Source organism: Dyella flagellata, from assembly GCF_030160275.1.
GTDB lineage: Bacteria > Pseudomonadota > Gammaproteobacteria > Xanthomonadales > Rhodanobacteraceae > Dyella_B > Dyella_B flagellata.
In genome coordinates this window covers 1-15,121 of record NZ_BSOA01000037.1, presented here as the reverse complement: position 1 = coordinate 15,121, position 15,121 = coordinate 1, and the positions used below count along the sequence as shown (strand labels likewise).

The 15,121-nt window shown below is 63.6% G+C and carries 15 protein-coding genes; 10 read left to right on the top strand and 5 right to left on the bottom strand.

Features of this window, described 5'->3' with window-relative positions; genetic code table 11:
* Positions 1 to 228: 228 nt before the first annotated feature.
* Both QQJ96_RS16005 and QQJ96_RS16000 read left to right on the top strand, forming a co-directional pair.
* Positions 229 to 1,245 carry a flippase-like domain-containing protein gene (locus tag QQJ96_RS16005; RefSeq protein WP_284333025.1) on the top strand — a complete coding sequence of 339 codons (1,017 nt, stop codon included), beginning with the start codon at positions 229 to 231 and terminating at the stop codon, positions 1,243 to 1,245.
* A gap of 12 nt (positions 1,246 to 1,257) precedes the next feature.
* A complete protein-coding gene (locus QQJ96_RS16000) occupies positions 1,258 to 2,271 on the top strand; it encodes a ferritin-like domain-containing protein (protein ID WP_284333024.1) in 1,014 nt (337 codons plus the stop codon).
* Between the two features lie 9 nt (positions 2,272 to 2,280).
* On the opposite strand, the gene hpnA is transcribed toward QQJ96_RS16000, so the two are convergent.
* Positions 2,281 to 3,261 (bottom strand): hopanoid-associated sugar epimerase, encoded by a 981-nt coding sequence (gene hpnA / locus QQJ96_RS15995; RefSeq protein WP_284333023.1) that lies wholly within the window; start codon positions 3,259 to 3,261, stop codon positions 2,281 to 2,283.
* A 356-nt stretch (positions 3,262 to 3,617) separates the two neighbouring features.
* Between hpnA and QQJ96_RS15990 the strand changes: the two genes are divergently transcribed.
* From QQJ96_RS15990 to QQJ96_RS15965, 6 genes are all read left to right on the top strand, one after another.
* A complete protein-coding gene (locus QQJ96_RS15990) occupies positions 3,618 to 4,790 on the top strand; it encodes a phytoene/squalene synthase family protein (protein WP_284333022.1) in 1,173 nt (390 codons plus the stop codon).
* Complete coding sequence (shc, locus tag QQJ96_RS15985) at positions 4,787 to 6,763, top strand: squalene--hopene cyclase (RefSeq protein ID WP_284333021.1); 1,977 nt, start codon at positions 4,787 to 4,789, stop codon at positions 6,761 to 6,763. Before QQJ96_RS15990 ends, shc begins: the two co-directional genes overlap by 4 nt.
* Positions 6,760 to 7,488, top strand: coding sequence for a phosphorylase family protein (locus QQJ96_RS15980; protein ID WP_284333019.1), 729 nt, complete (start codon positions 6,760 to 6,762; stop codon positions 7,486 to 7,488). The genes shc and QQJ96_RS15980 overlap by 4 nt, the downstream gene beginning before the upstream one ends.
* Positions 7,489 to 7,538: 50 nt before the next feature.
* Entirely contained in the window at positions 7,539 to 7,907 is a 369-nt protein-coding gene (locus QQJ96_RS15975; protein ID WP_284333018.1) for a copper resistance CopC family protein, read from the top strand.
* 113 nt (positions 7,908 to 8,020) lie between these two features.
* A complete protein-coding gene (locus QQJ96_RS15970; RefSeq protein ID WP_284333017.1) occupies positions 8,021 to 9,676 on the top strand; it encodes a copper resistance D family protein in 1,656 nt (551 codons plus the stop codon).
* A 132-nt stretch (positions 9,677 to 9,808) separates the two neighbouring features.
* The gene (locus QQJ96_RS15965) at positions 9,809 to 10,711 is read left to right on the top strand and encodes a polyprenyl synthetase family protein (protein ID WP_284333016.1); all 903 of its coding nucleotides are present in this window, start codon (positions 9,809 to 9,811) and stop codon (positions 10,709 to 10,711) included.
* Positions 10,712 to 10,806: 95 nt separating this feature from the next.
* On the opposite strand, the gene QQJ96_RS15960 is transcribed toward QQJ96_RS15965, so the two are convergent.
* Together QQJ96_RS15960 and bioD are read right to left on the bottom strand one after the other, a co-directional pair.
* Positions 10,807 to 11,157: a hypothetical protein gene (locus tag QQJ96_RS15960; protein WP_284333015.1), complete on the bottom strand. Its 351-nt coding sequence runs from the start codon at positions 11,155 to 11,157 to the stop codon at positions 10,807 to 10,809.
* A 38-nt stretch (positions 11,158 to 11,195) separates the two neighbouring features.
* Positions 11,196 to 11,888, bottom strand: a complete 693-nt coding sequence (gene bioD / locus QQJ96_RS15955; RefSeq protein ID WP_284333014.1) for a dethiobiotin synthase — start codon at positions 11,886 to 11,888, stop codon at positions 11,196 to 11,198.
* A gap of 53 nt (positions 11,889 to 11,941) precedes the next feature.
* Between bioD and QQJ96_RS15950 the strand changes: the two genes are divergently transcribed.
* Complete coding sequence (locus QQJ96_RS15950; protein ID WP_284333013.1) at positions 11,942 to 12,433, top strand: GAF domain-containing protein; 492 nt, start codon at positions 11,942 to 11,944, stop codon at positions 12,431 to 12,433.
* Positions 12,434 to 12,501: 68 nt separating this feature from the next.
* Here the strand turns inward: QQJ96_RS15950 and QQJ96_RS15945 are convergent, their stop codons facing one another.
* Both QQJ96_RS15945 and yihA read right to left on the bottom strand, forming a co-directional pair.
* The gene (locus QQJ96_RS15945; RefSeq protein ID WP_284333012.1) at positions 12,502 to 13,206 is read right to left on the bottom strand and encodes a TMEM175 family protein; all 705 of its coding nucleotides are present in this window, start codon (positions 13,204 to 13,206) and stop codon (positions 12,502 to 12,504) included.
* A gap of 110 nt (positions 13,207 to 13,316) precedes the next feature.
* On the bottom strand, positions 13,317 to 13,967 hold the full coding sequence (gene yihA / locus QQJ96_RS15940) for a ribosome biogenesis GTP-binding protein YihA/YsxC (protein WP_284333011.1): 651 nt from the start codon (positions 13,965 to 13,967) through the stop codon (positions 13,317 to 13,319).
* A 116-nt stretch (positions 13,968 to 14,083) separates the two neighbouring features.
* On the opposite strand from yihA, the gene QQJ96_RS15935 reads away from it, so the two are divergent.
* Positions 14,084 to 14,893 carry a c-type cytochrome gene (locus tag QQJ96_RS15935; RefSeq protein WP_284333010.1) on the top strand — a complete coding sequence of 270 codons (810 nt, stop codon included), beginning with the start codon at positions 14,084 to 14,086 and terminating at the stop codon, positions 14,891 to 14,893.
* The last annotated feature ends 228 nt before the right edge of the window (positions 14,894 to 15,121 follow it).

The window sequence follows — 15,121 nt, the reverse complement described above, 5'->3', positions numbered from 1 at the left end:
GGCAGACTGGCCGTCTGTTCAAGCCGCGGGGCACTGCCTGCGGGCCTTCTGGACGTCACCCCGTCATCAAAATTTAAAAGGTTGGGGCCGCACTGTATGCGCGTCTGGCTGTGCCCCAGTGCCTAGACAGACAGCCAGTCTGCCTTCGCCACTGGGGCACAGCCAGACGCGCATACAGTGCGGTGACGGGTACGCAGGAAGGAATCAGAGACTCCCCACAATATGAGCATGAAGTTGATCAGTTATATCGCCGGCCTGCTCGGCCTGGGCGTCGCCATCGCCCTGGTGGCGCACCAGGGCTGGGGCGAGATCGTCACGGCCATCGATCGTGCCGGCTGGCCGCTGTTATGGCTGCTGCCGTTCCACGTGCTGCCGCTGCTGTTCGATGTGATCGGCTGGCGTGTACTGATCGCGCCACGCGACCCGCGCCGGCAGGCGACGCTGCCTTTCCTGTTCTGGGTGGCATCGATTCGCGAGGCCAGCAATCGGCTTTTGCCAGTGGCGAATATCGGCGGCGAGATCATCGGCATTCGCCTGGTGAAGTGGCGCGGCATCGGTGGCGCCGCCACCGCCGCCAGCGTGATCATGGAAGTGCTGCTCACGCTGGTGAACCAATACCTGTTCACGGCGCTGGGCATCATCCTGCTGATCGAGCTGACCAGCGACATCAGCGCGTTCAGCACGGTGATCTCGGCCCTGGCGGCCAGCTTGCCGCTGCCTATCTTCCTGATCATCCTGCTGCGCCATGGCAAAGTGTTCTCGCGCCTGGAGGGCTTCGCCGAGAAGCTGCTGGGCGGCCGCTCGACGCTTACCGAGCTGATCGACGGCGCCAACCTGGACCAGGAAATCCGCGAACAATATTCGCGCCCGCTGCGCCTGATGGTCGCCACCGGCTGGCAGTTCCTGGGCTATGTGGTGGGCAGCTTCGAGACCTGGCTGGCGCTGCACCTGCTCGGCTACCCGATCAGCGTGTGGGATGCGATTGCCATCGAGGCGGTTACGCAAGCATTGCGCCACATCATCTTCGTGGTGCCGGCTGGCCTGGGCGTGCAGGAAGGTGGCCTGGTGCTGTTCGGCAACATGATCGGCCTGCCCCCGGAAGCCAGCGTCGCGCTGTCTCTGGTCAAGCGCATGCGCGAAATCGGATTCGGCGTGCCCGCGCTGATCTCCTGGCAATGGGCCGAGGCACGCAGGCTGTATGCGGGCTCCTCCGCGCGCGCCGACTCCGGCCGACCGCCCCTTTAAGAGAATGGATTGATGACGTTCGAACACGACACCTTTGATCCGGAAGCATTGGTGCCCGGCTACCACGAACCGGTGCTGCCCGAAGGCGAGCCGGATGCGGCCACCATCGCCGCCTCCGAGACGCGCACCCGGCACTGGTCGAGCGAGCAGCCAGGCAAACACGTCAAGTACGGCTCGCCCGAGCACAAGTCGATGATGTGCCGGATGTTCGAGGAAACCTTCAATCCCTATCGCCCCTCCGTGCTGAAGTGGCCGACGTTGGACGAAGCGGCCCTGCATCGCATCACGTCGCTGCCGATCTGGGACATCGCCGTGCAGACCGAAGGCAAGGCGCGCCTGCGCATGGCCGCCTATGCGCGCACGGTTGCCGATCCTCAGATGCGCAACGCGCTCGCCCAGAATGCGTGGGAGGAAAACCGGCACAAGGAAGTGCTGTCCAAGATGGTGCGGCACTATGGCATCCCGCTGGTACCCGAACCGCCCTACGAATACCCGCAGGATCCGGAATGGGCCTACCTGGTGACCGGTTACAGCGAGTGCATCGACAGCTTCTTTGCCTTTGGCCTGTTCAAGGTCGCGCATGATTCGGGACTGTTCCCGCCCGAGCTGATCGACACTTTCGAGCCGGTGATGCAGGAGGAATGCCGCCACATCCTGCTGTTCGCCAATTGGGTGGCCTGGCATCGCCGCAATCTCAATCTGTTCCAGCGCATCGCCTTCGAGTGGAAGGTGTTCCGCGTATGGTGCTTCCTCGGGTTGGAGCGCATGGAACTGGCCAAGAGCCTCGATGCCGATGGCAACGAGCAAACGCAGGACAACAACTTCACCGTCACCGGCGCGCAATCGGTCACCGCGCAGGACTTGAGCGTGGCTCAACTGATGGCCACCTGCCTCAGTGAAAACGACCGCAGGTTTTCCGGCTACGACCCGCGCCTGCTGCGACCGACCACCATGCCTTTCATGGTGAGGCTTGCGTTGCCCGTGTTGAATTTTTTTGAGCGCCGCAAGCAGCGTAAGCCGGGATGAAATCCCAGCTTACGCTTGCCGGCTCTTAAACCAGCGCACCGCGTCTTCCAACGCCAAGCGCGCCGGGCGCGCCGTATAGCCCAGTTCGCGCTGCGCCCTTGCGCTGGAAAAGAACATGCGCTTCTTCGACATGCGCACTTCTTCCACCGTGGCGATCGGGGTCATGCCCGTGAGGCGCGCCCAGGCTTCTGCGACATACGCCACCGGCATCACCGCGGCATGCGGCAAGCGCACTTTCGGCGGTGCACGCCCGGCGATATCGGCGATTTCGGTGAGCACTTCGCGCAGGCTCATGTTGAATCCGCCGAGTATGTAACGCTCGCCGACCACTCCTCGCTCATACGCCAGCCAGTGCCCCTCGGCCACATCCTCCACGTGCACGATGTTGAGCCCGGTATCCACATACGCAGGCAGGCGTCCGGCCATCGCGTCGCGCACGATGCGGCCGGTGGGGGTGGGCTTGACGTCGTAGGGGCCGATTGGCGTGGAAGGATTGACGATCACCACCGGCACGCCATCGTTCGCCAACTGCCTGGCCACTTCCTCGGCGAGGAACTTGGAGCGCTTGTAGTGACCGATCATGTCGTCCACGCTCACCGGCGTCGCCTCGCTGCCAGGCGTGCCGTCCTTGGGAATGCCCAGCGTCGCCACGCTGCTGGTGTAGACGATGCGTTTGACACCGACGCGCCTGGCCGCCTCCAGGATCGCGCGCGTACCTTCGACGTTGGCTCGGTAGAGTTCCGCCGGATCCGGCGCCCACAGGCGATAATCGGCGGCCACGTGAAACAAGGCATCGCAGCCATCACAGGCGGGCAGCAGGCTGGCCGGCTTGGTGAGATCGCCTTCCACTACCTCTACATCAAGGCCCTGCAGATTGCTGCGGTCCGAACCGGCCCGCGCCAGCACTCGTACCCTGTGGCCGTCACGCAACAGTCGACGGGCCACGGCCGAGCCGACGAAGCCGGTGGCGCCGGTAACCAGCGCCCTCACGCTACCGCCGCCTGGGTTATGCCTGCCCGTACGCGGACCGAGACGTGCGCATTCGAAAAAGTGGGGATTGTCATCCCGCGATTATGGATGAAATCCGCCATGGGGTATCAGGCCTTTCGCCCCTCTTTCCTTTCAGCTGGATTTCAAAGCAAGCGATCAAGGCCCGCCCGGTCATCGCGCAGGCTTGTCCAAGCACCTGATGTGCTTCAGCATATTGCGATGCCCACCCTACCCCGCCAGCCCCAAGCCAGCGTGCACATACCGCATACGACACTTTCCGGCACGGCCGCAACGACGACCGCACCGGATTCGCATTCGCGTGGGTATGTCATAATTCCGGCGCTCGAGGCACCCCAATGATCGAATTGAACAATGCCACCGCCGGTACCCGAAGCGGGGAGGCCGATACCTACCAGGACGCGATCCTGCCGAAGGTATCCCGGACTTTTGCGCTGACCATCCCGCAGCTCCCACCGGAGCTGCGCCGCGCCGTTGCGAACGCGTATCTCCTTTGCCGCATCGCGGACACCATCGAAGACGAACCGGTGTTCTCGGCCGAACAGAAGCGCTCTTTCGAGGACGCCTTTGTCGAGGCAGTGATCGGCGAGGTTGACCCGCAGGAGGTCGCCGACGAGATCGCGCCCTTGCTTTCCAGCAGCACACTGGATGCCGAACGCGACCTCATGCAGCAGTTGCCGCTGGTGCTCGAGGTCACGCGTAGCCTCTCGCCATCGCAACAGACATCGATCGTGAAATGCCTGCGCATCATGTCGCACGGCATGCACGAGTTTCAGCGCAAGGCCGGTCTGCATGGCTTGCCCACCCTGCACGACATGGACCGTTACTGCTACTGCGTGGCCGGCGTCGTCGGCGAAATGCTGACCGAGCTGTTCGTCGATTTCGAACCGCAGCTCGCGCCCCATCGCAATGCCATGCTGCAGCTGGCGGTGTCCTTCGGCCAGGGCCTGCAGATGGTCAACATCCTCAAGGATCAGTGGGAAGACCGCGCACGCGGCGCCTGCTGGTTGCCGCAAGACATGTTCGCTCGGCACGGCGTGAAGCTCGCCACGCTGCAATCGGGCAAGCAGAACGCCGGCTACGCCGCCACCATGTCCGAGCTGGTCGGCATCGCGCATTCGCATCTGCGCCTGGCGCTGGAATACACCCTGCTCATCCCCACCCGGCACGCCGGCATCCGGCGCTTCTGTTTGTGGGCCATCGGCATGGCTGTGCTCACGCTGCGCAAACTGCAGCTCAATCTCGATTTTTCCGCAGGGGTGCAGGTCAAGATCTCGCGCAAGGATGTCGCGCGCACGATCCTGTTGACGCGCGTGCTGTGCAAGTCGAACAAGGGTTTGCGCTGGCTGTTCGCGATGACCGCACGCGGTTTGCCGCTGACGCCCCTGACGGCCGAATGGAGCGAACCTTCAACACCGGCCCGCACCTGGCCCAAACGCTCCATTCCGCACATTGCCGACGCCGCTGCCTGGCGCGAGCCGGCCGATGTCGAGGAAGCACGACACCGATGAACTCCTTCACGCCCAAGACCGCCGCCGTTGCCACCGATGACTTGCTCCAGGCTGCCAAGGGCAGCACGCTGGACCAGGTGATCGAGCGCGGTCGTGCTGCCTTGCTGGCGCGCCAGCACCAGGATGGCCACTGGTGCTTCGAGCTGGAATCGGACTGCACCATCACCGCCGAATACATCCTGATGATGCATTTCATGGATGACATCGACGATGTGCTGCAGGAGAAGATGGCACGCTACCTGCGCGCCACGCAGGTGCAGGGCGGGCACGGCGGCTGGCCGCAGTACCACGGCGGCGACATCGACCTGTCGTGCACGGTGAAGGCGTATTACGCCCTGAAGGCTGCGGGGGATGATCCCGAAGCCGAGCACATGCGCATCGCACGCAAGGCGATTCTTGCGCACGGCGGTGCGGCCAAGGCCAATGTGTTCACGCGCATTCTGCTGGCGCTGTTCGAGCAGGTACCGTGGCGCGCCACCCCGTACGTGCCGGTGGAAATCATGCTGCTGCCGCGCTGGTTTCCGTTCCACATCGACAAGATCTCGTACTGGGCGCGCACCACGCTGGTGCCGCTCACCATCCTTTGCTCGCTGAAGGCCAAGGCGGCCAATCCGCGCAAGGTGCACATCCGCGAACTGTTCGTCACACCGCCGGAACAGGAGCGCCATTACTTCGTTCGCGGCGGCCTGCTCAATCGCAGCTTCCTGGTGCTGGACAAGCTCGGTCGCCTTTGCGACCGCTTCATTCCGAAGTCGCTGCGCCAGCGCGCCGTCAACAAGGCAGTCGACTGGTTCATGCCGCGCCTCAATGGCGAAGACGGCATCGGCGCGATCTTCCCGCCGATGGTCAACAGCCTCGAAGCGATGGCCCTGCTCGGCTATCCCGAGGATCATCCCGCGCGGCAAACCTGCCGGCGCTCGATCCAGAAGCTGGTCGTGCATCGCCCGGATGGCTCGGCCTATTGCCAGCCCTGCGTCTCGCCGATCTGGGACACGGTGTGGAGCGCGCTCACGCTGATGCACACCAGCGACGATGCGCAAACGCAAGGCGCCATCGACAAGTCCATCGACTGGTTCATCTCCAAGCAGGAGCTGGAACTCAAAGGCGACTGGGCGGTGCGCGCACCGGACCTCAAGCCGGGCGGCTGGGCGTTCCAGTACAACAACGCCTATTACCCGGATATTGATGACACGGCAGTAGTTGCCGCACTGCTGCATATCCAGGATCGCCGCCGCGGCGAACCCGGGCGGCATCGCCTGAATATCGATCGCGCCGCGGACTGGATGATCGGCTTGCAGTCGAAGAACGGTGGCTTTGCCGCCTTCGATGCCGACAACACCTACTACTACCTCAACGCGATTCCCTTCGCGGATCACGGCGCCTTGCTCGATCCCCCCACCGAGGATGTATCCGGCCGCGTCGCCGCGGCCCTTGGTGTGCTTGGGCGCCCGCAAGACGCCCAAGCACTGCGCCGCTGCATCGATTACCTGCACAGCACCCAGCTCGAAGACGGCAGCTTCTGGGGCCGCTGGGGCAGCAATTACATCTACGGCACCTGGAGCGTGCTGGCCGGGCTTGCGCTGGCCGGCGAAGACCCCAGGCAGCCAACGATCCGCAAAGCGGTAGCGTGGCTGCGTTCGCGCCAGCACGCCGATGGCGGCTGGGGCGAGACCAACGACAGCTACATCGACTCAGCCTTGCGCGGCACGCATGGCGGGATGAGCACCTCGCAATCCACCGCTTGGGCTTTGTTGGCCCAGCTTGCGGTGGGCGAAGTGCGTTCGGAATCCGTACGCCGTGGCATCGACTTCCTGCTTGCCAACCAGCAGGCCGACGGCTTCTGGTCCAATCCCACGCACAATGCACCTGGCTTCCCGCGCGTGTATTACCTGAAGTATCACGGCTACACCGCGTACTTCCCGCTCTGGGCGCTGTCGCGCTACCGCCAGTTGCTGCAATCGGCAGCGGCTTGAGCACGCCTGCGGCCATTCGCGCGACCGGCATCGTCGTCGCGTTGGCATCCGAAGCCAGCACGCTCACCTCGCGCGCTGCCAAACCCGAATGCATCACCGCACTGGCCGACGGCGCGGCCCTATGTCTCAGCGGCATGGGGCCTTTGGCGGCCCGGCGCGCCGCGAAGATGCTGGCCGAGGCAGGCGCGTCGGCGCTGGCCGTGTTCGGGGTCGCAGGCGCACTCAACCCGCAAATGCGCAATGGCACGCTGTTCTGTCCGCAACACGTATTGGACGAAGAAGGGCATCGCTACACCGCCGATCCCGATTGGCGTACCAGCCTGCAGGGGCCGTTTGCCTTGCCTATCCAGACCGAAGGCAGCTTGCTCAGCGTGGCCGCTCCTTTGCTGACCGAGGCGGCCAAAACGGCCGCTCATCAACACTGTGGCGCGCTTGCCGTGGATATGGAAAGCGCCGCTGTCGCGGCCGTAGCCCAGGAGCACGGCCTGCCGTTCCTGGTCCTGCGCGCCATCGTCGACGAAAGCAGCGATGCCATTCCCGCAGCCTTGAACGGCAGCGTGGACGCCTGGGGACGCCCGCGCATGCTGAACCTGGTAACCGCCCTGTGCAGGCATCCGTCGTTATGGGGCGAGCTGCCCCGACTATACTCACGCATGCAAAAAGCCACCCAGGCGCTACGCGCCCTTGCCGCAGCGACCGGACCGGGCCTGGGCTGGCATCGATAACGTATTCGAATCGCCGCCAACGCGGCAGCGCTCTTTAGGAGAACAAAAGCATGTCCCTGCGTCATCGTTTTGGATCGTTCCTGATCGCCAGCGCCTGCGCTTTCGCCAGCATGGCCGCATCCGCTCACGCCATCCTTGTCGACAGCTCGCCCAAGCTCAACGGCACGGTGACGGCCGGCCACGTGGCCATGATGTTCAAGTACAACAGCAAGATCGACCAACACCGCTCGCGCCTGGTGCTGATCGGACCGGACAAGAGCGAAACGGTGCTGAGCATCGCCACCGGCAGCAAGAGCAACGAAATCGACACCAGCGTGGATCTCACCCCGGGTGCGTATACCTTGCGCTGGCAGGCACTGGCGCTGGATGGCCACATCACGCGCGGCGACCTGCCGTTTACGGTGGTGGCGAAACAGTAATCTGCCCGAACGGGCAATCGACCGTCACCTATAGACTGCGCAGCCGTAGCCCCCGCCAAGCGCGGGAATGACGACCGCACAGTCCTGTTCATTCCTTCTGCCGAGCACCACTCGTGGAACTTCTCGTCGACATCTTCGGCTACCTCAGCATCATCCTGCACGGTTTCACCATCGTCGCGCAGTCGATGACGCTGGGCGGCATCCTGTTCCTGGTTTTCCTGGTCCGTCCTTTCATGCATCGGCTGCCGCAAGGCGCAGACCTGGAACGGCGCATCGCAAGACTGACCATCTTCAGCGCCATCGGCTTAGGTCTCGCCGAACTGGCCGGCGTCGGCCTGCAGGTGGCCGTGGTAAAATCCACGGTGGGCCTGAGCTTCCTTGATGTGATGCAGGCACCTTTCGCGATTGCCGGCACGATCAAGATCGTGTGCGCGCTGTTGCTGATTCCCGCCTTGAGCAGGCGTATGTCCACGGGTCTCGTTGGCGACGTACTACCGATGCTTATCGGTGCGGCGGAACTTACTGCAGCAACGTTTACCACGCATGCGTACGCACGCCTGGACAACAACGTGCTGCTGCTGTTCGTGGAAGGTTTGCATCAGTTTGGCGCGGCGATCTGGATCGGTGCGATTCCCTGCTTTGTGCTGGCGCTGGGCAAACTGCACGACGTCGATGGCTGGCGCGTGGTTGGCGCACGCTTCTCGCGCATGTCGATGATAGGCGTTGCCAGCATCATCGTGTCCGGCACGATCATGAGCGTGTTCTACATCGGCGACATACAGGGCTTCTACGGCACCGCTTACGGCGTAATGGTCGGCGCGAAGATCGCCATGTTCCTGGCGCTGTTGCTGCTGGGCCTGGGCAATCTGCTGGTGACCGAGCGGATGCGCAAGAACCAGGATGCCTCGGTCATTCGCCTGCGTCGCTTCGCCGAAGTGGAAATCGGTATCGGCTTCACCATCTTTTTTGCCGCGGCATCGCTGACCTCGGTACCGCCGGCCGTCGATCTGAACGCCGATCGCGTCACCCTGCACGAAATTGCCGTGCGCAATGCGCCGGCATGGCCAAGGCTCACTTCGCCCGATCACGATCAGCTGGCGGTCTCGCAAGCGCAGGCGCAACTGGATCGCGAAGCCGAACAACGTCACCAATCCGCCGCGCAAGCCATCGTTCCGGGTTCCGGCGTACTGCCGCCACGCAATGCCGAGGACATCGCCTGGTCCGAGTACAACCATCACTGGGCCGGCATCTTCGTCCTGTTCATCGGCTTGCTGGCCCTGCTCAATCGCGCTGGCATACGCTGGCTCAAGCACTGGCCGCTGCTGTTCCTGCTGATGGCCGGATTTCTGCTGGTGCGCTCGGACCCCGAAGTATGGCCTATGGGCCAGGAAGGTTTCTGGGTAGCTTGGCGTGACGTGGAAGTGGCGCAGCATCGTTTCTTCGTGGCGCTGATCATCCTGTTCGGCCTGTTCGAATGGGCAGTACGTACCGGGCGCCTGCGCAGCCCGAAAGCAGCCCTGGTGTTTCCGCTGCTGGTATCGGTGGGCGGCGCGATGCTGTTGACGCATAGCCATCAGATCTCGAACGTGAAGGACCAGTTGCTGATCGAGCTGACTCACACCCCGCTGGCGCTTGCGGGCGTGACCTCGGGTTGGGCTCGTTGGCTGGAGCTGCGCCTGCCCGGACGCGGCGGCCGCATAGCCGGCTGGGCATGGCCGTGCTGCTTCATGCTGGTCGGCGTGATCCTGCTTTGGTACCGCGAAGCCTGATCCGCTCGCACGCAGTAGGCTGGGATGCAAATCCCAGCATTGGCATGTCTGCCCATCGCGATGCTGGGATTGTCATCCCAGCCTACATGCTAAAATTTACGGCTACGCCTACCTTTTCTGTCCGGATTTCCCATGAGTTTGACGTCGCCTGAGGTTTCTACCTTTGCCGAGCGCGTGCCAGCCTATCTGCAACGGCTGGAACGCACCACGGACGCCCTCCTCCCCGCCGCCTCCACCGATCCGGAACGGCTGCATGAAGCCATGCGCTACGCCTGCGAAGGCGGTAAGCACCTGCGCGCGCTGATGGTGTATGCCGCCGGTGAAACGCTGGGTGTGCCCGCCGAGAAGCTCGACGCTGCCGCCTGCGCGGTGGAACTGATCCATGCCTACTCGCTGGTGCACGACGACCTGCCCGCGATGGACAACGATGACCTGCGTCGTGGCCGCCCCACAGTGCACAAAGCGTATGACGAAGCCGTCGGCATCCTGGTGGGCGACACGCTGCAGACCTCGGCTTTCGAGGTGCTGGCCAATACGGCGGCGCTTGACGCGGATCAGAAGGTGCGGATGATCCGCGCACTGGCGCATGCGTCCGGATCGCTCGGCATGGTCGGCGGCCAGGCGGTGGACATGGCTTCGGAAAACAAGACCCTCACGCTCGCGCAACTGGAATCGCTACATGCCCGCAAGACCGGTGCGCTGATCCTGGTGACCTGCCAACTCGCCGGTATCGCCGCCAATGCTTCGGATGTTACCGAGCAAGCGCTGGAACGCTACGGCAAGCGCATCGGCCTGGCGTTCCAGATCCAGGACGACGTCCTGGACCAGATCGCCGATACCGCCACGCTTGGCAAGACGGCAGGCAAGGACCTCGCCCAGCACAAGTCGACCTTCCCGTCCCTGCTAGGCCTGGAGCAGGCCAGGCAGCGTGCCGATGCTTTGTTCGACGAGGCGCGTGACGCGGCTCGCAGTATTTCTCATCAGGCCGACCCGCTGCTGTGGCTGGCGGACTTCATCCAGCAGCGTGACCACTGAACGTAAGTTCTGGTACATCGAACGTAGGCCGGGGTGCAAACCCCAGCACTGCTGCCATCGCCAATCTGGTGGGATGTTGGGGTTTGCACCCCAACCTACGCCGGCCGTACATCGTGCAATTGCCAATGGGCGCCGATCAGCCAGTTCAGGCGCTGGCGGATGATACTCATCGGCAGGCCGCTGACGATCTCCACATCTGTGTGCAAATCGTCGACTTTTGCGCTCACGGCGGCGAGCTGATCGGTAACGCCGAGGCGCTCGTCCACGCTATCGGGATCGGGCTGCATGGCGCGCCAGCGCTGGAACAGCAATGGGCTGCGCAACGCTTCCTGCAAGGCGGCGGCGAAATCGTTCGGGCCTGCGCCGTCGTAGCTCAGGGCAGGTTCCGCCCCACGCGCACGCTTGAGATCCTTGATCTGTAGGTAGTAATGGCTGCGATTGGTCATGCTGACTCCCTTTGTGGTGACCGTTCCTGTGTATCCCCTTAAGACTGCAGCGCGCCCTGCTCCAGCAGGCTCGCGGCATGCTCCGGCGCCAGGCCATGCGGCAAGATGCCCAGACATGGCGCAGGCAGCAGCGCGCGCAGCGTGTCGATATTCTCCCCGACCGCCGTCATTTCAGGGTCGATGCAGTTCCCAATCCAACCCATCAACCGGCAGCCATCCGCGGCGACGGCTTGGGCGGTGAGCAAGGCGTGGCTGAGACAGCCCAGCCGCAACCCTACTACCAGCACCACCGGCAGCTTCCACGCCTTGGGAATCTCCGAGGCAAGCAAGCCGGGCGCCAGCGGGACGCGCCAGCCGCCGACGCCTTCGACCACCACCGTGTCATACCGCGCGTGCAGAACATGGAAAGCCGCCTGCAACGGCGGCAATGTAATGGTCACACCTTCGTGCGCTGCGGCCAGATGCGGCGACAGCGGTTCCCGCAAGGCCAAAGGATTGATCTCATCATAAGCCGGGGCGGGGGTGCTGCTGGCCATCTGCAATGACAACGCATCGTCGTTGCGCAAGCCTTGTGGAGTTTCGACGCAGCCGGCGGCCACAGGCTTCATGCCACAGACGCTCACGCCCTGCCTACGCAGGGCGTGGATCAGCGCGCACGCGGCATGGGTCTTGCCAATGCCAGTATCGGTGCCGGCGATGAACACGGCGCGCAAAATGCGATCTTGGCTCATAATGAACGCCTTCTCACTTGCAATGGGCTCCAAATAGTCCATTTTAGAGCGTCATGTTCGAAGTCAAAGCCAGCCATCACGCCAGCAAGCGCGAGCAGTATGCCGATCTGGTGGACCAGGCCCGCGGCATGCTCGCCGGCGAGCCCAACTTCATCGCCAATGCCGCCAACTTCGCCGCCCTGGTGTTTCACAGCCTGCCCGATTTCAACTGGGCCGGCTTTTACCTCTACGACGGGCACGAGCTGGTCGTTGGCCCCTTCCAGGGCAAGCCGGCCTGCGTGCGCATCGCCCTGGGCAGGGGCGTATGCGGCACCGCGGCGCGCACTCGCCAAACCCAACTGGTACGCGACGTCAATGCCTTCGACGGCCACATCGCCTGCGATGCGGCCTCGCAATCGGAGATCGTGGTGCCGCTGGTGAAAACCGATGGCACGCTACTGGGCGTATGGGATGTGGACAGCCCGTCGATCGCTCGTTTCGACGAAGAGGATCGCGCCGGCATGGAAGCGTTGTGCGCGGCTTTCATGGAAATCGTCAACGCCTAGGCTGGAGCGCCAGTCCCGGTCAACATGCGCCTATCTCTTCGCTCTAGCTACTCAAGCAGGCGAGAAATTCATGCCGCCCTCGTCTGCGCCTGCTTTGCCCAGCGCTTGGCGAGCCAATGCATCGGGGTCAGCAATATATAGAGGCACCCCGGCAACCACGTCCATGCCGGCGTCGCGGGAATGGCCAGCGCCGCAAACAATGAAAGCGAAGCCACGCCTACCGCGCACGCCTGCAGATAGAAGACCTTGCGCGCATCGATCCGATCCGCATGCGCCATATGTAATTTGCGCAGGCTATGGCGATAAAGGCCGGCAAGACACCCTGCCATGCAGGCGTAGGCCAGGGCGTAGCAAATGTAGAGCGCCTTTACATCGCGCACGCTATCGATGGTCGGCGCGCCCGGCAATTCCTGTTGCGCGAAGAGCGCGTAGAACGCACCGAACATCGCCTGGAACAGCAGGTTGAGCGGATAGACAAAAATCAATGCGAAGAATACCAGCATCAGGCTGAGCAGCATGCTGCTCGCGTCGTGCAAGCGGAAGCGGTCGCGCCAGCGTACCTGTTGGTGCCAGAAAAACATCAGCATGGCAAAGCTGCAGGCAAAGGCCGGAATCCGGTCGAGCGCCAGCAGGAGATCGTGCAGGCTGCGCGGCACCTCGGCCCCGGCAATGGCCAGTACGCTTACCGCGAAAGCGAAGGCCGCATCGATGAACCCATCCAGTCGATGGACCTCAACGCGCCCGCCCTGCGTAGCGTCGTGCTGCTCGCTCATAGTCGACTCCCCTTGTGCCTGTGTCGCAGATGCCCCGCGTTTGACCTCTCAAGTCTGCAGCAACCGAGCCGCTTTCGTCTCGTAACTCAAGCAACGCCCGGCATTACAGCCTACCGGCTCCCGTTTGTTCGCTCCTGCCCCTCCAGCAATCGCATCACCGCCGTCCGTGCCTCTTCCACACCCGTACCATCCGGCGCGGAAAACACCTGCATGGTTACCGGCGCGTTGGTGCCGATCTCATTGCGCAGGGCAGCCAGGGCCTGGCCAGCCTGATTGCGCGAAAGCTTGTCCGCCTTGGTCATCAGCACATGGCATGGCAGGACCGTGCCAAGGCAGAAATCCAGCATCGTGCGGTCGAAGTCCTTGAGCGGATGACGGATGTCCACGATCAGCACCACCCCGCGCAGGCTGCGGCGTACGTGCAGGTAGCGGTCGATCTCATGCCGCCAATGCTCGCGCAGGGCATCGGGGACCTTGGCATAGCCGTAGCCGGGCAGGTCGATCAGGCGCGTGGCGATGGGCTGCGACGTTTCACCGCGCAGCACCGTGGGCAGCGAAAAGGCGACCATCTGCTGGGTGCGCCCCGGCGTTTTCGAGGTGCGCGCCAGGCCCTTGTGGCCGGTCAACGCGTTCAGCGCGCTGGACTTGCCCGCATTGGAACGCCCGGCGAATGCCACTTCGGCGCCCTCGTCGATGGGCAGTTGCTGGACGCGATGGGCGGCAAGCACGAATTGTGCGCCTTGCAGGGGATTGGTAGGCATGGTCCTTGGTTTGACCGGCTAAGATGGGGTAAGGATAATTTCGCAGTTGTGCCAGTCACGGTACGCCGAGGCTGCGCACCGTACATCCAACAGCAATATTTTCTGGAGGCAAGTGTATGAGTTTTCGGCTCGCCGGTTGCCGGCCCGCTGTCGTGAATGCAGTAGCCTTGGTTCTTGCTCTTTCCTCCAGCGCCGTCTTGGCGCAAAACGCCAAGGTCGCGGCCAAGCCGAATGCACCGGCTCCAGTGGCGTCTGCCGCCAAGCCGGCGCCAGCAGCCAGCGCCCCTGCTGCCGTCGCACCCATGGCCGCTCCGCACGACGACAACTGGATGACGACCACCAAGCCGGGCGACGCCACCGCCGGCCAGGCCAAGGCCGCCGCTTGCGGCGCCTGCCATGGCATGGACGGCAATTCCTCCGACGCGCAGTATCCGAAGCTCGCCGGTCAGCACGAAATGTACATCGCGCACCAGCTGCACAGCTTCAAATCCGGCGAGCGCCAGAACGCGATCATGCTGGGCATGTCCACCCAGCTCTCCGACCAGGACATGCGCGACATCGGCGCTTATTTCGCCAGCAAGCAGCCGCTGCCAGGAGTGGCCGACCAGGCGCTGGTTGAGCATGGCCAGAAACTTTACCGCGAAGGTGATCCGCAGCGCGGCATTCCGGCCTGCATGGCCTGCCACGGCATGGACGGCCGCGGCAACCCGGGCGCGATGTACCCTGAGCTTACCAGCCAGCACGCCCAGTACATCGAGGCCAAGCTGAAGGATTTCCACAACGGCGTGATCTGGGGTCCCGCGGCGCATGCGCAGATCATGCCGACCGTCGCCAAGAACCTCGATCCGCAGGATATCGCGGCCGTGGCCAGTTATATCGAAGGCCTGCACGTGGCCGACCATGGCGCGAACGCCAAGTCGCCGTAACTTCGAGCCGGCCGTGTTGTCCAAAGCTTCCTAAGTTTTTCATCCCCCGAGGCCAGCCATGCTGAAGCGTTTGTCCTTTCTCTGCGCGGCGTTGATCGCGCTTGCCGCCTGCAGTCACAACGGTTCCGATGCGTCGGCGCCGCAGCCTGCACCGGCCCAGACATCCGCGCCGGCCGCCCCGGCCTCGGCCACCAAGCCTGCGCCCGCCGGCACCGCGCAGGCGCCAGC